This window comes from Campylobacter australis (assembly GCF_050586305.1).
Taxonomy (GTDB): domain Bacteria; phylum Campylobacterota; class Campylobacteria; order Campylobacterales; family Campylobacteraceae; genus Campylobacter_A.
Genome location: NZ_JAXUAA010000001.1, coordinates 21,280 through 45,251, shown reverse-complemented (window position 1 = coordinate 45,251; position 23,972 = coordinate 21,280). Strand labels below are relative to the sequence as shown.

The following is a 23,972-nucleotide window of genomic DNA, read 5'->3' as shown; positions in this document are numbered from 1 at the left end:
AGAAACTTGCAAGAGAACGGACTTTATATACTTTTAACGCTTGCGGCGATCATTTTTGCTTCGCCTTATATCTCCAAAAATTTTCGCATACCTATTGCACCAGTGGAGATAATGCTAGGTACTATCGCTGGATATCTTGGTCTTTTGTCACACAATGAGCTTTTTAACGCGATAAGCGAGGCTGGCTTTTTCTTTTTAATGTTTTTAGCAGGCATGGAGGTTGATCTTAGGATCTTTTTAAATGCGGATAGAAAAGTTTTAAAACTAGGCTGCATATATATCGCACTTTTATATGTCATCGCAACTTTTTGTATGTTTGTATTTAAGCTTGATCCGCTTTTTATCATTATCATACCGATAATGGCTGTGGGTATGATATTTACACTATTTAAAGAGTACGGCAAGGATCAGCAGTGGTTAAATTTAAGCATGTTAATAGGCGTTATCGGCGAAGTGGTAAGTATCACACTACTAACGATAACATCGGCTTATTTGCAGTTTGGTGGGAGCTGGGACTTTTGGCTTAGCATTATCTATCTGCTTGGGTTTTTGCTACTTAGTGGGGGGTTATTTAAATTTCTTGGTATTATTTTTTGGTGGTTTCCAGGCTTTAAAACTGTACTTATGCCACAATATGACAAAAACGAAAAGGATATACGCCTAAGCATAGCCGTCTTTCTTGCTGTGTGTGCGCTGATGGTCTTCTTGCGACTTGAAGTTGCATTTGGTGCTTTTATCGCTGGTATGATAATCGCTACATTTTTTAACCACAAACAAGACTTGCCACATAAGCTTGGTAGCTTTGGCTTTGGCTTTTTGGTTCCTATATTTTTTGCTCACATCGGCTCAACGCTAAAAGTTGAGACACTTTTTGTTAGTGAAGTAGTGAAAGAGGCGATATTTATAACAGTAACGATGATAGCATGCAGACTTGTTGCGAGTATAGTTTTTATAAATATCTTAAAGATAAAATACATCATCATCTACGCACTTAGCCACTCTATGCCACTTACGCTTTTAATCGCCGTTGCAACCATAGCTCACAAGTCTGGTAGTCTAAGTGATGAGTTTTATTCATCGTTTGTTTTAGCAAGCTTGTTGCAAGTGCTATTTTGCATGGTTGCTATAAAAATTCTAGTAAATTTTAAATTCAAAAAAGCATGACAAGCTCTGAGCTTTTAGACCTTGCAAAAAGTGCCGCTATAGCTGCTAGTAATGCTATAAAACGCCATTATAAAAGTAGCTTTAAAGTAAGCTTTAAAAGTGATAGCTCCCCACTAACAAGTGCTGATATAGCAGCAAATGAAGCGATAATGCAAATTTTAAAACGCTCAGATATTGCCATTTGCTCTGAAGAAGAAATTTTAGACGAGAAAGAGCGCACGAGTGCAAAGACTTTTTGGCTAGTTGATCCGCTTGATGGAACTAGAGAGTTTATAGATAAAAATGATGAGTTTTGCGTATGTATCGCACTTATAGAGCAAGACGGTGTAACGCTTGGAGTGATAATGATACCGATGAGTAATGAGATTTTTTTTGCAAGCAAGGATGGGGTTTTTACTCAAATTTTAGATGAAAATGGCAAAATTTTACACCAAAGCAAACTTGAGCACTCAAACAAAAACAGACAAATTTTATACACAGGAAGACGCTCAAAAGCTATCCGTGAGCGTAAGATAGCTAGCGAATTTGATCTAAACTTTACACAACTAGGCTCTGCTATAAAATTTGCAAAAGTAGTGCAAAATGGTGGTATATATGCGCGCTTTAGTAAAAGCTCACTTTGGGATATAGCAGCTGGCGAAGCGATAGTGAAATTTAGTGGTGGGATAATGTGTGATATCAAAAATTTTGCACCGATAAACTATAGCGCAAAAAGTCTTGAAAGTCCAAAATTTATAGCTATTAGCAAAGAAAATTTAGCGCAAAAAGATGAAATTTTAGCCCTAGCAAGGGAGCTTTTATAACCTTATATTTTTTTTAAAATATATAAAAACTCACTTACATGGATATTTCTTGAGCTTAAATTTCTACTTGCCCTAAATGTGTTGTATCTTTGCTCGATGGTCTTTACATTTCCAAGCTTAGCCAAGTTGTGTTCAAATTGCTCTTTTGATATAAATCCTTCGCTGTTAAAAGAGATAAGCACTATACGAGCCTTTAGGCACTCTATCAGGCTAAAAAAGGCATTAGCGGCATTTGCTTTTTGGTTATAAATAGAGCGATTCCAATCTTTTGCAATACCAGAAATTCGCGAAATTTCAGCTGGTCGCTCGTTTTTTGCTATCAAATTTAACATAAAGTAGTTTGAGCTGTATGGATGTTGATTATATGGCGGATCAAGATAGACTAGATCAAGCGTATCAAGCTCGTTAGCAAGGGCATTTGCATCGGTTTGATATATCTCGTAAGGTACGCTAAAATTTGAAAAAACGGGTGTTTTTAGCGTTATGTCTCCTGTGATACGCTTTAAAGCATTTTTAGCCTCGCCGCCAAACTGTCCTATACCTTGTTTGTTTTTATAAAAGCCCTTAAATACACCACTTGTATTAGCATGCAAGCTTGCTTCATAAAGTAGTGGAGCGATAAAAAATTTACGCATATCAAGTGGCAACTCATCTATCAAAGCCCTTGCAGTGTCGATAAATATCGCATTTTTTCGGGTATAAAAAACTCTCTCATTTGGCTTTATCGCACTTTCATCTTTTGGCGCATAAAGCTCGGTTATAAAATTTGGTTTTAAGTTTGCATTTACTCGCTTTACAAATGCCTTGTTTGAAGCTTTTAAATGCGTTTTAAACTCATCATCAACATTGCAAAGATAGCACTCATTAACTATACGAGAATAAAGCTCAAGGTCATTTGCTAGGATAAAGCTTGCGTGTTGTTTTAAGTATCTAGCTACGATACCAGAGCCACTAAAAAGATCCGCGCAACTAAGCTTTTCTCGTCCAAGCTCGCTTTTAGCAAATTTCACACCTTGTGCGATTAGCCCAAGCAAGGCTCGTTTGTTACCAAGATAAGTTAAAATTTGCTCTTTTAAAAAGGCTGTATTTTCAGCTTTTAACTCGGTTTTTGTAGAAATTTTAAGCTCTGTTTGGGTGCTATTTTTACTTGGCATTTCACCCATTTTTACGCGCAAACTCTTTCATAAAATCAGCTAAAACTTCCACATCGTTTTGACTCACCGCGTTATATATCGACGCTCTTATGCCACCAACTAGTCTATGCCCTTTAAGTCCGAGCATATTATTAGCCAAGGCATCTGCTACAAATTTAGCCTCCAAAGCCTCGCCACTAGCTATGTTGTAGCTAATATTCATCAAAGAGCGGTGCGCCTTTTGCGCGTGTCCTATATAAAAGCCATTTGAGTTGTCTATCACATCATAAATCGTCTTTGCCTTGGCTAAATTTCGCTCTTTCATCACAGACAAACCACCTTGATCGATAAGCCACTGCATAGTTAAATTTAGTAGATAAATGGCAAATGTCGGCGGTGTGTTGTAAAGCGACTTTGCATCAGCATGGGTTTTGTATCGTAAAAATGTCGGCACATCATTACGCCAAACTCGCTCTATCAAATCTTTTCGTATAATGATAATACTCACACCACTAGGACCTGCATTTTTTTGAGCTCCGCCATAAAGTAGTCCAATGTCACTAAAATCAAGCGGCTCAGAAAAAAAGTCACTACTAGCATCGATGACAAGTAGTGCAGATGAGCGCGGCAGGGCTTTATACTGCGTACCGTATATTGTGTTATTTGTGCAGATATAAGCATAATCAGCATTATCGCTAAAATTTACCTCTGGAATGTGGTTAAATTTCTCACTTTCACTACTTGCAACAACACTTACATTTACGCCCATAAGCCTGGCTTCTTTTATGGCTTTACTCGTCCAAACCCCTGTATTTGCATACTCTGCGATACCGCCTTTATAAAGGTTAAAAGGTATCATAGCAAACTGCAAATGTGCCCCACCTTGCAAAAATAAAACTTCATATTCATCGCCGATACCATAAAGCTTGCGTATTTTAGACATCGCACCAAAATGCACTTCCTCGTAAGTCTTGCCCCTATGGCTAACCTCCATAATGGACGCACCCTCTCCGTGAAAGTCGGTAAATTCGGCTTTAGCTTGCTCTAAAACACTAAGCGGCAAGCCAGTTGGTCCCGCGCTAAAATTTATCTTTCTCATCATCGCTCCTTTAGTTAGTTATCATCGCTTCTCTACTGCCATTTTGTGATACTAGGGTTATTTGTGTGCCGTTTTCTAGGCTCATTAAATCTGCATTTTGCCCATTTATGCGTACCTGTACCATATTTTTTGTTATCTCATAAAACCCACTTCTTGCCTCAAAAAGCGCATGTAGTGTTTTGATATTATTTTCAAGGGCTAGAAATTTAATGTTAAGAGCATTGTCAAGTCGCTCACTAAGGCGCAAACAAAGTGAAATTTTATGCTCTATCTTTGCTTTTAAGGCATTTGGTGAAAGCTTTGCAGTTAGTAAAACTATCTTATTTTCAAGTAGTGCAAAACGCGAACTTAAGGTATTTTCCAGTTTATCATCAAGCTCATCAAGATACTGCATAAAGCTGCTCTCATCAGGCAAAAGCTCAGCCATCGCGGCACTTGGTGTTGGTGCACGAAAGTCAGCTACAAAGTCGCTTATAACATAGTCTATCTCGTGCCCTATCGCACTTACTACTGGGGTTTTTGTGGCAAAAATTTCCCTAGCAAGTCCCTCGTCATTAAAACACCACAAATCCTCTCGACTACCGCCACCACGAGCAAGCACGATAACATCTACACCGTATCTATCAGCTTTTTTAAGAGCATTTATAAGTGAAGCTGGCGCGGCTTGACCTTGTGTAAGAGCATCAAAAATAAAAATTTGTGCCATCTGCCACCTAGCGGCAGTGATACGAAGCATATCTTGCAAAGCAGCGGAAGTAGCGCTTGTAACAAGTGCGATGCGTCTTGGGATATACGGTAAAGGTTTTTTATGCATGGTGCTAAAAAGCCCCTCTAGCTCGAGCTTTTCTTTTAGCTGTTTAAAGGCGGTCTCAAGCGCACCCTCTCCATCAACTAAAAGTGTGCTAGCTATAAACTGATAGCTTCCACTTGGTGCATAAAGTGAAATTTTACCTCCTAAAACCACGCTCATACCATCTTGAACTGCAAATTTAAGCTTTGAGTTTGCCCCCTTAAACATCGCGCAAGAGATACTTGCGTTCTCATCTTTAAGACTAAAATACCAGTGTCCAGAGCCGTGTTTTGTAAGGCGTGAAATTTCTCCGCGCACCTCGACATAGCTAAAATGAGTCTCTAGCAAGATCTTTGCTTGCTCATTTAGTTCGCTAACGCTTAGCATTTTAACCCTTTTAAATTTTTTACATCAAACAAACTCAAGAACGCACCTTTTTAGCGATAAAAAGTGTTGAAATATCCATACTAAAGCCTCTACAAACTTCAACTTCAAAGCCAGCCTCATAAAGCTCGTCGCAAAAAGTTTTTGCATCTAAAAAGCTTTCAATCGAGCTTGGTAAATACTCATATGCCTCTTTATTTTTGCTGATAAGTCCGCCTATAAACGGTAAAATTTTTGTCAGATAAAAGTCTCGTAAAGCCGTTACAAAGCCACTTTTGTTGCGTTTAGTAAATTCTAAAACCACAACATATCCGCCCATTTTTAGCACTCTGTTAAACTCAGCCAATGCCTCTTTTCGGGCTACGACATTGCGTATGCCATAACTTATGCTTAAAATTTCAGCACTTTCGTTTGTTAAAGTTGTCTTGTCTGCAAAAGCTTGGATAAACTCAAAGTTAGGAAATTTTGAGCGCGCAACATCAAGCATGCCACTTGATGGATCTATGCCAGTAAGTTTAGCTATATGCACGCCGTACTTCCGCGCTATCTTACTCCAAAGCCCCATCATATCGCCAGTCCCGCATGCCACATCTATAATATTAATGCTTTGTGCGCGATATTTATTTAGCATATATCTACACGCAAATTTACGCCAGCTCACATCTACGCCTATGCTTAAAACGCGATTTGCCACATCATAGGTAGGGGCGATATCATTAAACATTTCGACTATTTTTTCTTGTTTTTCCATATTTTATGCCTTTTTATAGTGATTTTTAAGCTCTTTTGAGCCTTGCAACACCGCTTTAATAAACTTTTTAACGCCCCTTAAAGTCTTTGTGCGAATTTTATAAATTTTAGCATAAATTCTTACGCACTGCTCATCAGCTTGCTCATCTTGCGGTAGTTTTTGCACTAGGGTTAGGATATTATCAAGTTCTTTTAGCTCTTTTAGTCTTTTTATCAGCTTATTTGCACGCTCTAAAATTTGCCCACTAAAAGTGGTGCCGCGAAATCCTTGAAATAAAATTTCCACTCTTTCAAGCTTGCTAAGTAGAGTAAAAAACTCATCATTTTCGCTTTGTTCACCTATACCTTTTGCAAATTTTGCTGAGCTTATAGCATAAGATCTTGCTCTTTTTGCGAGAGATATTTTAAGGATTTCATCATAATTTTTTGCAACAAAAAAATCGCTCGTATCACTTAGAAAAATTTCCCAATCCTTTAAAAAATCCTCATTTTCAATGACCTTTTTAGCGTTTTTTATCTCGATCTCAAAGGCATTTTCAAGAAAAAATTCAAGCCAAGCGGCATTTTTAAGCTCATCTAAAAACAAAAGTGCTTTTAAAATTTTGATACTTTTTTGGCATGAGTTAAGAAGCTTGGTAAAATTTGCTAAAAAAAACTCAGCTGTTTTTTCGTCAAAAATATCAAAAAACAACTCAAAAGATATCTTTGTTAAAGATATCTTCTCATATAAAGTAAGAAATTTTTGCTCGTTAAACTCGCTTTTAAGATCATCTTTTAAGGTTAAAATTTCTATCAAGTAATAATATAAAAGTGCGCAAACTGCATCTTTTGTGCGTAAATTTTTAGGAAAATTTGGGGCTATCATAAAAGTTTTAAAAACCCTCAATGCTTCAGCAAAGTCAAAATTTTCAAACATACAAAGTGGGGTTAAGTTTTGCTCGTTAAATTCTCTTTCAAGTGTAACTTCGCGAACTATAAAATTTGTTAAAAATTTTGGTGGCTTGAAAAATACACCGTAAAGCTCGTCATTAAAAGCTATCTCTAAAATATAAAGCCCGCTAAGTTCACCTTGAAAAACTTCAATGTTACATAAATTTCCATTTAGTTTAAAACTATAAATTTGTTTTGAAACTATGTTAGATGAGCCGTTTTTTGCAGCTATAAACTCATCTTGCCCAATAGGCAACAAATCGCTATCTTTTTGGTAAAAAAACTTATCATCAGTTTTTATAAATTTGATAGAATTTGTGTAAAAATATGAGTACTTTGAGCTTTTAAAAACAACTTCCCAAGAGTTTAAAAGCTCCAGCAGAGCGCCATCTTTGAGTAGAAATTTGCGTTTTATATCTAAGCTCATCAAGCCTCCCTGAAATTTTATAATATTTTATCAGGTTATGGCTTAATATGCGTTTTACTTTAACGACAATGTTTGCAGTTTTTAACAGTAGCAACTACACTTAGGTTATCAATAATATTGCCAAGTTTTTTCTCAAGCCCCTCCTGATAGGCATCAAGTCCCGCCTCAGCATGCATAACATCTTCAACATGCCCACAACTTTGACAGACAACATGTATATGTGGATGTTCATAGATGTCGTATCTTGGCTTTTGATTTAAAACATTTACCTCAACAACCAAGCCTTCATCTTTTAAGGTATTTAAATTTTTATAAACTGTCGCCAGTGAGATAGATGGATTTTCAGCCTTTATCTCTTCGTAAAGCTCATCAATAGTTGGATGCATGTGCTTATCAAGCACCTTCAAAACACTGAGTCTTTGAGGGGTAACTTTGAGATTAAACTGCTTTAAAAGTGAAACATGTTGCATAATAATCCTTTGATTTTTGCAAGAATATAACAAATTTTTACTTAAGGGATTATTAATTAATATTATTTATCATTTAATAACTTTTTGGAAATTTGCTCCACACTAAGCCCTAAACTATCCTCTACAAGCGATGTTGCGCCATGCGTTATAAACTCATCAGAGTACTCAAAACTGCTTATAGTTACATCATAAATTTTATGCTCTTGCAAAAATCCAGCCAAAATTTCACCAACTCCGCCCCTTTTTGCACTATCGCTAAAAATAAACCATTTTTTACAGCTCTTAGCAAGTTCTAAAAGCAAATTTTCATCAAGCGGCTTAACAAAGATAAGATCGATCAAATTTACACTCATTTGGGTATTTTGCATAACCTTATATGCCTTGCCAACGCCGTTTCCATAGCCGATAAATGCCACATCGCTATCATTTTTTACTAACCACTCGCCCTTACCCAAGGCTGGCAAATTTGGCGCAAATTCATCACTTAGTAAAAATGCTCCACGAGGATAGCGAAGAGCCTTTACGCCCTTATTTGAGTAGGCAAATTCCATACAATTTCTAAGGCACTGAGCACAGCGCGGCGCTAGGATGATGACATTTGGGATGAGGTTAAAATAGCTAACATCAAATGCCCCTTGATGAGTTTCTCCGTCCTCGCCAACTATACCAGCCCTATCCATCGCAAATGTTATATCTAAATTTAATATACAGGCATCATGTATAACTTGGTCAAAGGCTCTTTGCATAAATGTTGAATATATCACGACAAAGGGCTTAAACCCCTCTTTTGCCATCGCAGCCATAGAAGTTACGGCGTGCTGCTCAGCTATAGCAACATCCCAAAAACGCTCTGGAAATTTTTCTATTAGCATATCCATGCCAGTACCAGTTGGCATCGCAGCCGTAACGCCTACGATATCGCTATGCTCTGCTGCCATCTTTAAGAGATGTTCTCCAAAAACTTGTGTGGCTGACTTTCTGTCTGCTTTTTTAATAACTTCGCCTGTAACAACATCAAAAGGTCCTACACCATGCCAGCTCGCAAGATGCCCTTCAGCCTTTTCATAGCCCTTGCCTTTTAAGGTCTGAGCGTGGACGATAACTGGCTTTTTCATCGTTTTTGCTGTGTTAAAGGTAGATATAAGTTCTTCAAGATTATGCCCATCAACAGGACCTATATACTCAAGCCCAAGCTCTTCAAAGAAAATTCCTGGCGTTATAAGCCGTATGCTCTCTTCAGCCCTGCGTGCCATGTAAGAAGCCGACTCTGGCATGTATGAAAGCAGTTTTTCAACACCACTTTTAAATTTTTGGTAAGCCTCACCAGCCATAATGTGGCTAAGATATTTGCTTATCGCGCCGATTGGCTTGCTAATGCTCATCTCATTATCATTTAAGATGATAACACATGGATATTTGCGATCTCCAAGCTCGTTTAGCGCTTCATAAACCATGCCAGCACTCATAGAGCCATCGCCTATAAATGCTATTGGTAAGCGGTTTTCGCCTTTTAAGTTTATAGCCTTTGCGGCACCTACCGCAAGTGATATAGAGGTCGAGCTATGTCCTGCTATAAAGTAGTCAAACTCACTCTCTTTTGGTTTACTAAAACCACTAAGACCCCCAAATTTACGCAAACTTTCAAACTCATCCCATCGATCAGTCAGTAGCTTATGCGCATAACTTTGATGGCTTACATCAAATATAAAAGGATCTTTTTTAACATCAAACACATAGTGCATAGCCACGATTAACTCGACGGCACCGATATTTGAACTAAGGTGCCCGCCATTTTGGCTCACAACTTCTAAAATTCTCTCACGCAACTTTACACAAAGCTCTTTTAGCTCTTCTTGTTTTAAATTTTTTACATCTATCAAAGCAAACTCTTTAATTTTTCAAGTCTAGTTTCAAGCGAACCATCGATATTTCCCGCCTCACTTATAATAACCACGCCACCCTTGTTAATAGCATCATCTGCTTCGATATTCACATGGGCGTTTTGTTCAAACTGCTCTTTTAGAAAATTTGCATCAGCTGGATTTACTCTTAGAGTGATATTTTTTGCCTCTTTTAGCTCGCTCATCAGCGACTTTGCAAGCGAAAAAGCGACATTTGACGAAGAGGTGCTAACCTCTTTTGCGATAACTTGAGCGGCTACATTTACAGCCGTCGCACCAAGCTCCTCCTCGGTTTTTTTAACAAATTCTTCAAAGGTATTATAAAAATTTGTAAGCTTACTCACAGATGAACCAAAACGCTCATTTAGTGCAGCTAGTTCGGCATTAAAACGCTCGCTTTCTTGTGCTACACCTTGCGCGATACCATCCTCTTTAGCCCTTGCTACTTCTGCTTCAAGGCGTCTGTTAAACTCAGCCTCTTGATTTTCGATTTGCATCTGAAGTTTGATAATGTTACCGCTCAGCTCATCCGTTTTTTTAAGAAGTTCTTCAACAAAACCAGAGTCAAATCCAGCCTGAACGACCTGTGGCTGGGCTACATCTTGGGTGTCGTTTGGCAAAATTTCTGGCGAACTTTGATTTGCCTTTTCATTTTCTAAATTTTGCTCATAAACACGCATGGTTTCAGCATCACCCTTGCCTTCACTTGAGAGCAAGACCTTAAAGCGGTAGTTTTCTACAAAATGTCCAGCTGTTTCTTCGTTTGTTATGACGCTACTTTTCATTCAATCATCTCATCTGCTTCGCCAACTTGGAAGACGCCTTGCTCGGCTAGAGCTTGCACTGCTTCAACTATGCGGCGTTGAGCCTCTTCGACATCTTTAACACGCACAGCTCCCAAAAACCCCATCTCCTCAACAAAAGCATCTGCTGCACGCTGAGACATATTGCCAAGGAATTTTTGCTTAAGCTCATCGCCTGAGCCTTTTAGGGCAACCATAAGATCTTTTTTATCAACATTTTTTAAAATTTCTCTTATCGCGGTAGCGTTAAGTGTATTAATATCTTCAAATGTAAACATAAGCTCTTTAATAGTTGTAGCCAGTTTTTCATCCGTTTTTTCGATATACTCGATAGTTGTCTTGCTAGCTTTTTGTCCGAGTCTATTAAGCATCTCAGCAACAGCCCTAGGCCCGCCAACCTCAACTTTATAAGATGTAAGACTTTCAAGCTTAGTCTCAAGAACGGTTGAAACGCGCTTAATCACTGATGGGCTTATATCGCCAAGATTTGCCATCCTAACCACGACATCACTTCTAAGATCATCAGGCAAATAGCTAAGAGTCTCAGCGGCGCTTGTTGCGTCCATATGAGCAAGGATAAGAGCGATGGTTTGTGGATGCTCTTTAACGATAAAGTCAGAAAGTTGCTGAGGTTTGATCTTGTTAAGATAGCCAAAGCTTTTATTATTTTCCATACTTTTTGCAAGGCGATCTAGAATTTTTTGTGCTTCATCTGGTGGAAAAGTCTTATATAAAATTTCTTTTGCATATTCAAGAGAGCCAGACTTTACATACTGGTTTGACTGCATAAGTGCATAAAATTCTTCCAAGATAGCACCAGCTACAGCTTTGTCGATATTTCTAGCAGTAGCTATGTAGCCAGATACATCGGTAATAATATCAATATCCATATGTGAAAAAAGTAAGCTCGTAGCCTCTTCGCCAAGCTGGATAAGCAAAATTCCTATCTTCTCAGGCATAGAAAGCTCTTCGTAAACCGCCTTTTGTTGATCATTAAGTTTCATGGCTATTAGCTATCCTTACGCAAATTAAAATCCGAATCATTTCTAACTATATCTTGCAAAAGCTGTGCGATTTCCTCTCCACGCTCTTGGATGACACCTCTCATTTTTTCTATTAAAACTTCGTACTTTAGCTCATCTTCATCAAAGTCGCCACCTATACCAAGCTGCTCTTCAACCTTCTTGCGTGCAGCTTTAAATTTCTCCAAACTATCCTCATCATCTACCTCAAGTTCTTCAAGATCAACACCGAGCTCATCTCCCTCTTCTTTTTGCTCTTCAAGCATCTTTTGCATAAATGGCACAATGACTTTTTTGTAGAATAAAAATAGCAAAATTCCCGCAAAAATATATTTAAATATCGGCATAAACGGCATTATATAAGTTTGTAAAATACCATTTACCTTCTCAGTCGGAGTTGAGTTATCTGGGCGCTTAAACTCAAAGTTATCAAGGCTAACCTCATCTCCCCTAGCTTCGTTATAGCCGATAGCTTGTTTGATTAAATTTTCTATAGAAGTTTTTTGTGCTTGCGTTAGAGGAACAAACTCAAGCTCACCAGTCGGATTTCCAGCTTCATCCTTTTTAGGCTGATAGCTTCCATCAACAACAACAGCCGCACTAACTCTTGAAATAGTGGCAAACTGCCCTTTAACATTAGTAATTTTCTTTGAAATTTCATAGTTTGTCTGCTGTGAGCTTTTGTTAAACTGCTCCACAAGTTTATTATCTGCAAGCCCTTCAACTGGACCTATATTACTAACCGCACCAGGCACACCACCTATCTCATTTGGTGCGCTACCCTGGCGTTTTTCTTCAACATTGCTCTCACTTCTAACAACATTGTTTGGATCATAAGTCTCGCTTTGGCTATCTTTTTTATCAAAGTCAAAGTCTATATTTACCTTAGCCACAACACGATCTACACCACCAACAATAGGCGTTAATACATTTACAATTTTTAGCTCATAGTTATTTTCAAACTCGCGTTTGTAACGGATCTGCTGAGCTATAACTTCACTATCAAAACCACCATCATCTTCGCCAAGTGCGATACCATCGCTACTAACTATCTTTACATTTTCGATATTTAGCTTCGTAACCGCAGCTGCGACTAAATTTTTAATACCAAAAATTTGCTTTGCATTTAAGCTAGTACCTGGCTTTAACTCAACCACGATAGATGCTGTTGATGGAGCTTGTCTTTCTGTAAAAACCGTCTCTTTTGGCATCGCAATGCGAACAGTTGCTTTATGTATAGGCGCTAGACTTTCTATCGTGCGCGCTAGCTCTCCCTCAAGCGCACGCTGGTATTTTACCCTTTGCTCTTCGTCTGTGGCGCCAAAATTTTGTGTATCAAAAATTTCAAAGCCAACTTTGCTCTCTTTTGGAATTCCAAGCGTTGCAACAGCGATACGCTCTTTATAAACATCAGCAGTTGGTACAAGTATGGTGCCTTCATTTGCAAGTTTGTAGCTCACGCCATCCTTGTTTAACTGATCTACAATAAGGGCTGAATCACTTGGGCTAATGTTTTCAAAAAGCACGCTATATCCAGCATAACTATCGCCTCTTGTGCCTCTAAATAATACTAAAAATACTAAAAATCCAACAACCACGACAATAGAACCAGCAATGACTGCTTTTTGCTTTAAAGAAAGCTTTTGATAAAGCTGTGCGATTTGTTGAAGTAAAGCTTTAAAATCCATCTATCTCACTTTAAAATTTCATCTAACTCTGCAAGCACTCTGTCGTTTTGAACTGCCGTTCCGATCGTTATGCGGATAGCATTTAGCCCATAACTTTTCATATCCCTTAAAATTATACCCTTTTTGAGCAAATTTTGCACTATTTGACTTGCATTTTGCTTATTAAATTTTAAAATTATAAAATTTGTATAGCTTTTTATATACTCAAGACCATGAAATTTTGCAAATTCCTCATATCGTACCATCTGCTCAAAGTTGCTCTTTATACTATTTTGCACAAACTCATTATCACTAAGCGCTGTTATAGCGGCCGCAAGACTTAGGGTAGTTATATTAAACGGTGCTCTTAGTTTGCCAAGCTCTTTTATGATCTCTTGGTTTGCGATACCATAGCCAACACGCATACCGCCAAGCCCATAAGCCTTAGAAAAAGTTCCTGTGTAGATAGCATTTTTAAAATTTTGCACGATAAACTCAGGCTCTATGCCTTTTTTTGCGTCTTTAAATTTAGCAAATTCATTATACGCAGCGTCTATAACAACTAAGGTTTCATCTTTAACATAGCGTATAAACTCATAAACTTCGCTAGCATCAAGGCACTCGCCAAGTGGGTTATTTGGCACGCAAAGAAATATTACTGAAATTTTATCTTTATGTGCATCATAAATTTTTCTAAACTCCGTAATATCATGTGTTTGCGAATTTGTTTTTATAACATTTGCACCAACTTGTTTTGCATAAATTTCATACATTGCAAATGTCACGCCAGCCATTAAGACTGAGCTATTTTCATTAGCTTTTGCATGCAAACAATACTCTAAAATTTGATCGCTTCCAGCTCCAATGATGATATTTTTTGAGCTGATATTAAATTTATTTGCCAATGCGTCTTTTAGCTCAAAGTAGCTGTCATCAGGATAAAGATGTGCATTTGTAGCTAGCTGTGTGATGCGTTTGGCAACAAGCGGACTAGTGCCAAATGGATTTTCGTTGCTAGCTAACTTTATAACATCTTGTGGCTTGATGCCGTATTCGCGCACGACTAGCTCAATAGGCTTGCCAGCCTCGTAGTTGGTTAAATTTTCTAGATTTTTATTAAATTTCATCACTTATCTCCACTTAGATAACTTCCAAGCCAAGTGATCTCAGTACCCATTTCTTGGGCTATTTCAAAGACTGCTTGCACCTTTTCATCATCGATATGCCCGTCAAAATCAAGATAAAAAACACTTTTAAACTCACGCTGTTTTATTGGACGGCTCTCAAGTTTGGTTATATTTATATTTTCATTTTTAAAGACTTGCAACAAATTTGCAAGCGCGCCTGGCTGATGATCTGTTTTAGCCAATATCGAGGTTTTACAATACTCACTGCGTTGTGTTTTAAAGTCACTTAATACAAAAAATCTAGTTCTATTTGCCATATTATCCTCAATGGTCTCATAAAGGATAGGGATATTATACATCTTAGCAGCGATTTTTGAACAAATAGCTCCCATACTTGGCTCTTTTGAAGCCATCAAGGCTGCCTCGGCAGTGGAGCGAGTCGGAATAAATGGAACATCTAAAAGCATATGGTCTTCAAGAAATTTACGGCACTGATTATAGCCTTGCGGATGAGAGTAAATCCCCTTTATATCGCTTAGCCTGTCCGAAATGCTAGCAAAGCTATGGTGAATATCTTGGTAAATTTCAGCCACTATCTTAACATTTTCAAATTTTGGCAGACAATCAAGTGTCGCTCCTACCGCACCTTCAGTGTTGTTTTCAATCGGTACAACACCATATTTTGCCTCTTTTTGTGCTAACTTTGTAAAAACTGCATCTATGCTAGCAAGCGGTACATACTCACTCATAGCACCAAATCTACTCTCGGCAGCCTGATGTGTATAAGTGCCTTCGGGTCCTAAATAAGCTATCTTTTGAGGGCATTCTAAATTTCTACTTACAGCAAAAATTTCAAGATATATCGCCTCTATAGCCGCTTTATTTAGTGTGCCATTTTTGTAATCAACCAAACGCTCGATTATCGCACGCTCACGCTCTGGTCGATATATCGCTGTTCCACTACTTTGCTTTAGTTCGCCAATCTTTTTGACAAATTCCATCCGCTCGTTAAGCTTTGCTAGAATTTCATCATCAATAGCGTCTATATGCTTTCTAAGTTCATTTAATGAGTTCATTTCATAAATTTTCCAACTCAAGCGCGACAACATCTTCAAAGCTCTCACGCTTTCTTATAAGCCTATGCTCGCCGCCACTTACTGCAACCTCTGCTGCTCGACCTCTTGTATTATAGTTACTACTCATCGCAAAACCATAAGCACCTGCACTTTTTATAACGATAATATCTCCACTCTCACAAGCTGGTAACATAACATTTTTAGCCAAAAAGTCGCCGCTCTCACATATCGGACCAACTATATCGCAAGAGCTTTCATCTTTACTTTTTCCAACCAGCTCAACACCATGAAAAGCTTCATAAAGGCTTGGACGAATAAGATCATTCATAGCCGCATCAACCATAACAAAGCGTTTTTGCTTGTTAAATTTCTCATACAAAACAGAAGTTAAAAGTACTCCAGCATTTGCAACGATAAAACGCCCAGGCTCGCACACAATAGTAACATCAAGTCCATTTAGCTTAGATAAAATTCCTTGTGCATAGTCATAAGTATCAATCTCTTTTTCGTTATCATAAATAACTCCTATACCACCGCCAACATCAAAGAATTTTATATCTATCTCAATGGCTTTTAACTCTCTTACAAACTCAGCCAAAATTCCAGCCGCCTCGATTATCGGAGAGAGCTCAGTTATCTGTGAGCCAATGTGAAAATGCACACCAACTGGATCAAGATACTCGGAGTTTTTGGCATAGATATACATTTTCTTGCCCGTATTTATATCGACGCCAAATTTATTTTCATTTAGGCCTGTGGATATGTATGGATGAGTCTTTGCATCAACATCTGGATTTATACGAATGCTAATTCTAGCTTTTTTACCAAGATCTTTAGCTATCATCTCAAGGCGCTTCATCTCGGCTTCACTTTCAAGATTTATCATCAAAATATCACTATCAAGAGCATCTTTTAACTCATCATCACGCTTACCAACGCCACTAAAAATAATCTGATATTTATTTGCTCCGGCCAAAAGCGCACGCTTTACTTCGCCTATGCTCACACAATCAAATCCAGCACCCAAATTTGCAAGGTGTTTTAAAACACTAAGATTTGAGTTTGCTTTGACAGCGTAGCATATTAGAGATTTTCTAGCATTAAATGCGTTTTTTAGTGTTAAATAGCGAGTTTTTATATAATCAAAATCATAAACATAAAGAGGAGTTTTATAAGCCTGTGCTAAATTTTTGTAATCCATAAAAAACCTTTGTCGTAAATTTAAGGATTTTACAAAAAAAATGCCAAAATTTGGCTTAATAATGCTTTTTTACAAGATATATTGCGTATAAAATCAGTAAAATAACGGGAGCAAGTATCGCAATTTCTGGAAGTACTATCCCACTTTGTGAAAATTTCACTAAAACAAAAAGCACGCCCCATGCCACAAGTGCTATCAAAACAAAGATAAAGCTAGCCAATGCAAGGTTAAAAAATCTACCAGCAACAGGAAGTTTATAGTAAAAAATCATCATCAAAAAAGGTGCAAAAAACGGAAATATCGCAAGGTTGTAAAATACCGTTTTTGCCGTATTTATCTCAACACCCTCATCTTTAAATGTAAAGATAAAATCAAGCGTATCAGGGATATTAAGTGTACTTGCTTGCTCAGCATTTGCGCTTTGTATGCTCTTTGGTTTAAACCCTTTTAAGCCATCAATCTGACTTAAATTTTGTATATCCAAACCCTCTGAACCCAACTCAAGTAAGCTAGGAATTTTTGTTAAATTTACATCCTTTAACTGCCAAATCCCATCCTTAAATTTTGCACTTTTTGCAAAAGCACTAAGCTTTAAATCAGTTTCATTTAGGTCAAAAATATCTATATTTAAAGCTTCATTTGTGATTGAATTTAGCTCTTTGATATATATAAATTTACCTTCAAATTTTATAAATGTATCCGTTGTGCTTTTTGTAAAACTTGAGTTTTTTGCTATATTTTTTTGATAATCATACGCATAAGCAAAAGATGTACAGTTTAGCCCGACATAAAACAAAGTGATAAAAAGCGCTATAAAAAACTGCGGAAAGATAACTGAGTTTTTGCTAACGCCAAGTGCATAAAGACTAACAAGCTCATTTGAGCGGACCATATTTATATGTGCGATAATGTTCGCAAAAACAAGCGAAATAGGAAGCACATAAGATACAGCCGTAAGCGATGTAAGACCCACATAAAGTAGTTGCAAATTTGCTGATCTTGGCAGATCTTTTAAATTTGTAAGCAAATCAATACCAACATAAAAAAGCTCAAGCGCTAAAAATATAATCAAAAATGCCTTAAAATACTCCCAAGCAACATAACGAGCATAAAGTCTCACGAAATGCCTTTGCGTGAAAATTTTTGGTTGATGGTTTTTATATCAGAATTTATAAGTTCTAAAACTGCGCTTTTTGCAACTTGCAAAAGCTCATTAAGCCCTAGTTTTTCGTCTTCACTAAAGTCGCTAAGAACGAAATTTGCCGTGCTTTCGCCTGCAAATTTACTCCGTCCAACCCCTAACCTAACGCGCTCATACTCAGCTCCTATCAAGCCGTCAATAGACTTTAGCCCATTGTGTCCGCCACTGCTTCCGCCCTTTTTAAACCTCATAGCACCAAAAGACAAATCAACATCATCGTGTATAACAACAATACGCTCTGGCTTATAAAAGTCACTAACAGCCTTTACGCTGTTGCCTGAAAGATTCATATAAGTTTGTGGTTTTAGAAGTAAAATTTCACCAACTTTAAAAAGCTCACCTTGAAATTTTGAAGAACTAACACCTTTTGCACGATCGCCATAGCAAGCTAAAAGCTCATCTACAAGCATAAAACCGATATTGTGGCGTGTATTTTTATATTGGGAAGTGGGGTTTCCAAGCCCCACAATAAGCGTCATTTAAAAGCCTGATTACTTAGCTTTAATAACACCAAGAACCGCGATACGATCAGCATCTACGATAGTCACACCAGCTGGAGGCGTGATATCGCGGACCAAGATAGTATCGTCAATATCAAGCTTGCTAACATCTAGCTCAAACGCATTTGGCAAATTCTCAGCCGTGCATTTAACAGCTAAACGGCGCTTAGACTGGATCAAAACACCCTTATTTTTAAGACCGATAGGTGTGCCTACTGGCTTAACTGGGATCATGTATTTTGACACAACGCCAGGAAGTGCAACCTTAAGATCAACATGCTTTAGATCATTTGTAACAACATCTCTTTGATAATCAACGATAACGACATTATAGACCTTTCCACCAACTTTTACATCAAACGCAAGGGTCTGCTTTTTGCGAGCCTCTTTAATAAAGTCATTGACTTTAAACGCAGCTGCAACATTCTCTAATCCCTTACCATAAATGTTCGCGATTAGATAACCATCTCTTCTCAAAGCCTTTGCAGACTTCTTGCCGATACTCTCTCTAACGATACCTTCTAACATCGTTTTCCTTTCGTGAAAATATAGATGGGGATTATACTGAAAAATGTCTAAATTTAAACTAAATTTTAGTTTTTTAGGTTTTGGCAAAGCTTCAGATGAGCTATTTTAATATGATCGTAGTTGTTTAAAATTTTAAGCAAGGCTTGGCATAAAGCCCCTTGCTATACAATCTCAAACTCAACAAAAGTGCTTAAAATTTTACTGCAAACTTGCCATTATTTCATCAAATGCCGTAACAAACGCCTTAAGTCCATCATCAAGAAGCTTGCGATATGCTAAATTTATATCGATATTTTTGCTTTTAAGGGCACTAAAAAACACATCTATGCTCTCTTTTGAGATCGGAGTTTTTGGTTGGGCTGGGCTTTTTATAAACGCTTCGATCGTCTCGACTGGCGCGGTGTTTATGCTATTTGCAAACATCAGTTCACGCACGTAATAATCAGCCGCAATATCATCACCCTTCACGCCAGTGCTAGCAAAAAGCGTGCGAACATTTGGCAGTCCTGTATCATTTATAATGTGATAAATTTTCGTTGCGTTCATGATGCCAACTTGATTTTTAGGAAGTCCAGCCATAGCCAAGCCTTCATTTAAAAGCCTATCAAAACGGCTAACAAATACACTTATAACGCCCTTTGGAAGTGGTGTATTAGGAAAGCGTTTGGTGTAAATTTCACTCGCGGTCTTAAACGCGTCAAGACAGCCTTGTGCCTGATCTGGCGAAAATATAAGAGTTGCATTGACACTAATGCCTTGCGCCATAAGCTCCTTCATCGCTTCAAATCCAGCTTTTGTGGCAGGAATTTTTATCATAACATTTGGCATTTTGATAAGATTATACAGGCGCACACCCTCTTGAATGGTATGCATAGCGTCGTTTGCAAGGTGTGGATCAACCTCGATGCTTACAAATCCATCATCGTCACTAGCAAAATTTTTAAGCATTTTGCTCGCCGCCATCTTTATATCTTGCGTAGCCAAAAGCTCATAAATTTCCTTTGGATGGCGTCTAGTTGCACTTTGCACGCTATTTGCATAGCTTTTACCACTAGAAAACGCTATTTTAAATATCGCTGGGTTGCTTGTAGCACCGTTTATCACGCCATGATTTAGCAAATTTAACAACTCACCATCAATAAAATCGCGCTCGATAAAGTCACACCAGAGTGAAAATTTTGCTTCGTTATTATACATCATTTTGTCCATTTAAATAAATTTTTATTAGAATACAACTTTAAAGTTTAACATATAATAAAAACTATTATAATACAAAAAATTTATAGCAAATTTTATATAAAGTAAAGTCTGTTACAACGACTGCAAAGTCTTCTTCATTTTTCTAGCATTTTTAAGCTCTGTGTTTAGGGCTTTATATATTTCATCGCTTTTTACCTTTAGTAGCATTAAGCCTATTTTGTAGCCAAAAGTATTTATGACATATTTTAGCATCGCTTTTTTGATAGGATTTTTGATGCTTTAGATATTGTTGCTCTTTGCCTTCTTTTAGATACACTGCTAGTAGAGTTTGAGCGTTAAATTTTCTATTTTAAAACATCTTATATCCTCCCGCGCGATGAACTCAAGTCCAAAAATAGACACACGATCCCAAAATCCATCTTCGCCTATAAACAAGCCTGTATTTTTTCTAGATATTATCATCATAAACGCCAATGCACAAAACCAAAAAATATTATGCTAGCAGCTCCAAAAGTCTTTAGACTCCACTCAGGGTACTTCCAGCTTGACTTAGAACTAAACATATAAAATCCAATAGCAACAAAACCAAGCGAAAGTAGGTACAAAAGAATGACTTTTGTCTTGTTGATAGCAAAACTTATCTTGTTTTTATTTTTGTATCTTTGGCTATCAAATTTTTACCTTTTTAAAGTATCTAAAACAATTAAAAAACAGCTCCTTGCTTTCAAACTCAACACAAATCATCTCAAAATTTACTTTTTCACATTCATTGTCTAAATTTTTAGGCGAAATGACAAAGTGTATTTGCATTTTTGATTATCAAACAAAATCCTTTTTAAACCAGAATATACAGCAAGAGCAGCGCCATCATCATACCAGAATTTAAGCTCATTTTTGCAAATTTCTAAATAGTCGCAATTTTGATCCAAAGGAAATTTGTCCGTGGCTAAGCATATGCTATCATCTAAGATCTGCACTCCTTAAGACAAAATGAGTAAGTCATCATTTCATAGCCTCAAAGCTTAAATCTTTAGCAAATTTTTCACTATCTTTGTAAAGTTTTTTGTCATTTTCGTATGGCTTATGAAGCGATACTTTTGGTATTTTGGCTATGAGAATTTTATTTATAAGTCCAAGTTTTGGTGGATATTTGTAAAAAATCTCGCCTTTTGGATAGCCGTTTTTGCTTTGCCACTCTTCAAAATCGACAAAAAAGCAGTCGTGCTTTGGCACTTTTATCTGCAAAAACAGCTCATTATCAACACACCTTGCAAAGCGTTAAAGTCCGTGAATCTCGGCAGCAAAGCATTTGTCTAAATTTTGCGTAGGATAGCCAAATTTTTGATACGCTTTGCAAAGATCTTGTAAAATTTCACTGCATTTACTAGCGTTTTTGTCTAAAACTGCTATTAAAAACTCCACCACTTTACGCTCCCAAATTGTAAGCTTTTTGGCTAGAAATTTCTGTGCTCTTTGGACTGCTGTTTGTTCTAGCTCGGTTTGTTTAAAGTATAAAATTTTTACTAAATTCGCACCATTTTCGCTATAAAATTGCCCAGCACTCAGTGGCAAATCCTGCGGCAAAAAACTCTGAATAATATCAAAATCATTGCATGCAAAGGCGCCAAGCAGGTCAAAAAATGCATATGCGTGATCCGTGCCACTTATAGTCATGGCGTTTTCTAGTAAATTTTGGCGTGATGTCTGAAAAATGGCGTTGTTTAACAGCATAAAGTCTTGCTTTTCAAAGGCGATCAAGAACGCAAAATATTTAATTTCTCTTAGTAACGAAATATAAAGCTTGGTTTTTAAGACGGGATCTGTTTCATCTTTTAGATATTTTTTTAAAAATTTCATCGTTCTCTTTCTCAAACTCAGCATAATCGCTAGGCGGGTAAAAATACCCTCATTGTTTGAAATTTTCCTCACGCTTTTCATCGTAGAGTTTTATAAATTTTTTAATGTTTTTTGAGTTCATTTTTAAGCTCTTTGAATTTGATAAAATTTAAGACTATAACATAAAGCATAATACACAACAAAGGGATATAAAATAGCAAAATAATGCCATTAAAACCCTTATAAAAACCGGCACAAATCACGATAAGAAGGATAAAATAAGCTAACAAAAACAAAGCGTGATAAATTAGCCTAATGCGATTTTTAGCATAAAAACTAAAAATACCACATCCAAGTAATACAAATGCCAAAACTAACGCATCAAAGCTAGAAATCGGCAAGTGCAAATAAAGAGAAAAGGCAAAAATCACAGGATTTAGCAGGTAAAGCATGGGATAATTTTCCTTTTAATACTTTTTGCTGGATTAAAAACAATTAGCAAACCATTAACACAATAAAACAGCAAATAGTAAAAACTATGCCATTTATACACTAAAACAGATGGCTTATGCACCAAAAGCCACAAAACAAACTTTAGCTTGTTGATTGTGTGACTAAAGCACAAAATCGCTAGCTTAAAATTCAAAGTTCTTGCTACAAATGATATCAAAAAACAGAAAATTCATGTCTGAAGCTGGTAGATAAAGCTTTATTTTCTAGATATTTTGATGAGTATAGTTTTGTGATATGCTCAGTCATGCTTACTTCAATGCCATGCAACCCAAGAATACTAAAATAAAATTTCAGTATTTGTTAGTTATTTTATCTAAAATTTTAATAATCTCTCGCAGGTCTTTTGTGTCGATACAATGCGTGGCAGCGGCTTTTAAAACTGGTTTAGCACAAAATGCAACCTTGACGCTAGAATGTTTAAACATCGAGATGTCGTTTGCTCCATCTCCAACGCACATCGTTTCATCTTTGCTGATATTTAAAATTTTTTGCATACGCAAAAGCATCTCGCCCTTTGATCTTGAAAACATCATCTCGCCACCTACAAGCCCAGTTAAAACGCCATCTTTTTGGTGCAAGATATTTGCAAAGCTCTCATCGTAGCCTAAAATTTCACGCATATTATCGGTTGCTAAATGAAAACCACCGCTAAAAACAATGACCTTTATCTCACGTGATTTTAGCTCTGCTATAAGCTCTTTTGCGCCGTTCATCAGAGGTAAGTTTTTACAAATTTCAGTAGCTTTTTGAAGCGATAGACCTTTTAAAAGTGCTACTCGCTTGCTTAGACTTTCAAAAAAGTCAAGCTCTCCAGCCATAGCCTTTTGTGTGATATTTTTAACCTCATCTCCGACACCAAAAGAAACGGCGAGTTCATCTATAGTCTCGCCGTCCATTAGTGTAGAATCAAAATCAAAAACACAAAGCTTTATCAAAATTTAGCCTAAAAATCGCGCTTTAACAAGCTTTCAACTTTAAGTATCGTAAGGATATTTTGATCGCGCTTTCCAATACCATAGATCATGCCTTTTTCCTTAACCAAAGTCTCTGGTGGCGGATCAATCCTGTTGCGGTTTATACGAATAGCCTCAGTAAGTCTATCTATAACAAAACCTGCGATATTTTCTTCATCTTTCATAACGATATAGCGTGTGCTTGGTGTTTGCTTACCAGCATTAATAGAAAAACGCTTTCTAAGATCTATAAGTGGTATAACCGTTCCACGAAGGTTAAACACACCAAGAACATACTCAGGAACACTTGGAACACGGGTAAATTCTATGGGCTTTATAATCTCTTTTATGTTTAAAATAGGTATCGCATACTCCTCTTCACCGACCACAAAGCCTACAAGTTGGATTATATCATCGTTATTTCCAACTGTTCCATCGTTTCCTATTTGTGCTTGCTGTTTTTGTAAGACTTCATTTAATTTATTACTCATATC

24 protein-coding genes are annotated in these 23,972 nt (G+C 37.1%); 2 read left to right on the top strand and 22 right to left on the bottom strand.

Annotated features, from left to right (window positions below):
- Positions 1 to 6: 6 nt before the first annotated feature.
- Positions 7 to 1,164: a cation:proton antiporter gene (locus U5B17_RS00215; protein WP_430803367.1), complete on the top strand. Its 1,158-nt coding sequence runs from the start codon at positions 7 to 9 to the stop codon at positions 1,162 to 1,164.
- Entirely contained in the window at positions 1,161 to 1,967 is an 807-nt protein-coding gene (locus U5B17_RS00210; RefSeq protein WP_430803366.1) for a 3'(2'),5'-bisphosphate nucleotidase CysQ family protein, read from the top strand. The genes U5B17_RS00215 and U5B17_RS00210 overlap by 4 nt, the downstream gene beginning before the upstream one ends.
- A 2-nt stretch (positions 1,968 to 1,969) precedes the next feature.
- Here U5B17_RS00210 and U5B17_RS00205 read toward each other — a convergent pair whose 3' ends face one another.
- From U5B17_RS00205 to U5B17_RS00100, 22 genes are all read right to left on the bottom strand, one after another.
- Positions 1,970 to 3,121, bottom strand: coding sequence for a DNA adenine methylase (locus U5B17_RS00205; RefSeq protein ID WP_430803365.1), 1,152 nt, complete (start codon positions 3,119 to 3,121; stop codon positions 1,970 to 1,972).
- A gap of 1 nt (position 3,122) precedes the next feature.
- Entirely contained in the window at positions 3,123 to 4,199 is a 1,077-nt protein-coding gene (gene serC, locus U5B17_RS00200) for a phosphoserine transaminase (RefSeq protein WP_430803364.1), read from the bottom strand.
- 10 nt (positions 4,200 to 4,209) lie between these two features.
- On the bottom strand, positions 4,210 to 5,376 hold the full coding sequence (gene xseA / locus U5B17_RS00195) for an exodeoxyribonuclease VII large subunit (protein ID WP_430803363.1): 1,167 nt from the start codon (positions 5,374 to 5,376) through the stop codon (positions 4,210 to 4,212).
- A 34-nt stretch (positions 5,377 to 5,410) separates the two neighbouring features.
- Complete coding sequence (ubiE, locus tag U5B17_RS00190) at positions 5,411 to 6,124, bottom strand: bifunctional demethylmenaquinone methyltransferase/2-methoxy-6-polyprenyl-1,4-benzoquinol methylase UbiE (RefSeq protein ID WP_430803362.1); 714 nt, start codon at positions 6,122 to 6,124, stop codon at positions 5,411 to 5,413.
- A 3-nt stretch (positions 6,125 to 6,127) separates the two neighbouring features.
- On the bottom strand, positions 6,128 to 7,480 hold the full coding sequence (locus U5B17_RS00185; RefSeq protein WP_430803361.1) for a CYTH domain-containing protein: 1,353 nt from the start codon (positions 7,478 to 7,480) through the stop codon (positions 6,128 to 6,130).
- Between the two features lie 59 nt (positions 7,481 to 7,539).
- Complete coding sequence (locus tag U5B17_RS00180; RefSeq protein ID WP_430803360.1) at positions 7,540 to 7,950, bottom strand: Fur family transcriptional regulator; 411 nt, start codon at positions 7,948 to 7,950, stop codon at positions 7,540 to 7,542.
- Positions 7,951 to 8,012: 62 nt separating this feature from the next.
- Entirely contained in the window at positions 8,013 to 9,827 is a 1,815-nt protein-coding gene (dxs, locus tag U5B17_RS00175) for a 1-deoxy-D-xylulose-5-phosphate synthase (protein ID WP_430803847.1), read from the bottom strand.
- Positions 9,827 to 10,636: a flagellar assembly protein FliH gene (fliH, locus tag U5B17_RS00170; RefSeq protein WP_430803359.1), complete on the bottom strand. Its 810-nt coding sequence runs from the start codon at positions 10,634 to 10,636 to the stop codon at positions 9,827 to 9,829. The genes dxs and fliH overlap by 1 nt, the downstream gene beginning before the upstream one ends.
- On the bottom strand, positions 10,633 to 11,658 hold the full coding sequence (gene fliG / locus U5B17_RS00165) for a flagellar motor switch protein FliG (protein WP_430803358.1): 1,026 nt from the start codon (positions 11,656 to 11,658) through the stop codon (positions 10,633 to 10,635). Before fliG ends, fliH begins: the two co-directional genes overlap by 4 nt.
- Before the next feature lie 5 nt (positions 11,659 to 11,663).
- Positions 11,664 to 13,364: a flagellar basal-body MS-ring/collar protein FliF gene (gene fliF / locus U5B17_RS00160; RefSeq protein WP_430803357.1), complete on the bottom strand. Its 1,701-nt coding sequence runs from the start codon at positions 13,362 to 13,364 to the stop codon at positions 11,664 to 11,666.
- A gap of 5 nt (positions 13,365 to 13,369) precedes the next feature.
- The gene (gene hisC / locus U5B17_RS00155; RefSeq protein ID WP_430803356.1) at positions 13,370 to 14,470 is read right to left on the bottom strand and encodes a histidinol-phosphate transaminase; all 1,101 of its coding nucleotides are present in this window, start codon (positions 14,468 to 14,470) and stop codon (positions 13,370 to 13,372) included.
- A complete protein-coding gene (gene pheA, locus U5B17_RS00150; RefSeq protein ID WP_430803355.1) occupies positions 14,470 to 15,546 on the bottom strand; it encodes a prephenate dehydratase in 1,077 nt (358 codons plus the stop codon). Before pheA ends, hisC begins: the two co-directional genes overlap by 1 nt.
- A gap of 1 nt (position 15,547) precedes the next feature.
- Complete coding sequence (lysA, locus tag U5B17_RS00145) at positions 15,548 to 16,747, bottom strand: diaminopimelate decarboxylase (protein ID WP_430803354.1); 1,200 nt, start codon at positions 16,745 to 16,747, stop codon at positions 15,548 to 15,550.
- Positions 16,748 to 16,802: 55 nt separating this feature from the next.
- The gene (locus U5B17_RS00140; RefSeq protein WP_430803353.1) at positions 16,803 to 17,867 is read right to left on the bottom strand and encodes an LptF/LptG family permease; all 1,065 of its coding nucleotides are present in this window, start codon (positions 17,865 to 17,867) and stop codon (positions 16,803 to 16,805) included.
- Positions 17,864 to 18,427, bottom strand: coding sequence for an aminoacyl-tRNA hydrolase (pth, locus tag U5B17_RS00135; protein ID WP_430803352.1), 564 nt, complete (start codon positions 18,425 to 18,427; stop codon positions 17,864 to 17,866). The genes U5B17_RS00140 and pth overlap by 4 nt, the downstream gene beginning before the upstream one ends.
- 12 nt (positions 18,428 to 18,439) lie before the next feature.
- Positions 18,440 to 18,976 carry a 50S ribosomal protein L25/general stress protein Ctc gene (locus U5B17_RS00130; RefSeq protein WP_430803351.1) on the bottom strand — a complete coding sequence of 179 codons (537 nt, stop codon included), beginning with the start codon at positions 18,974 to 18,976 and terminating at the stop codon, positions 18,440 to 18,442.
- Between the two features lie 198 nt (positions 18,977 to 19,174).
- Positions 19,175 to 20,173, bottom strand: coding sequence for a transaldolase (locus U5B17_RS00125; RefSeq protein ID WP_430803350.1), 999 nt, complete (start codon positions 20,171 to 20,173; stop codon positions 19,175 to 19,177).
- A 321-nt stretch (positions 20,174 to 20,494) separates the two neighbouring features.
- Positions 20,495 to 20,638 (bottom strand): hypothetical protein, encoded by a 144-nt coding sequence (locus tag U5B17_RS00120; RefSeq protein WP_430803349.1) that lies wholly within the window; start codon positions 20,636 to 20,638, stop codon positions 20,495 to 20,497.
- 540 nt (positions 20,639 to 21,178) lie between these two features.
- Positions 21,179 to 21,421, bottom strand: coding sequence for a hypothetical protein (locus U5B17_RS00115; RefSeq protein ID WP_430803348.1), 243 nt, complete (start codon positions 21,419 to 21,421; stop codon positions 21,179 to 21,181).
- Positions 21,422 to 21,454: 33 nt separating this feature from the next.
- A complete protein-coding gene (locus U5B17_RS00110; RefSeq protein ID WP_430803347.1) occupies positions 21,455 to 22,033 on the bottom strand; it encodes a hypothetical protein in 579 nt (192 codons plus the stop codon).
- A 782-nt stretch (positions 22,034 to 22,815) separates the two neighbouring features.
- Entirely contained in the window at positions 22,816 to 23,460 is a 645-nt protein-coding gene (serB, locus tag U5B17_RS00105) for a phosphoserine phosphatase SerB (RefSeq protein WP_430803346.1), read from the bottom strand.
- A gap of 8 nt (positions 23,461 to 23,468) precedes the next feature.
- Positions 23,469 to 23,969: a chemotaxis protein CheW gene (locus U5B17_RS00100; protein ID WP_230055867.1), complete on the bottom strand. Its 501-nt coding sequence runs from the start codon at positions 23,967 to 23,969 to the stop codon at positions 23,469 to 23,471.
- Positions 23,970 to 23,972: the final 3 nt, after the last annotated feature.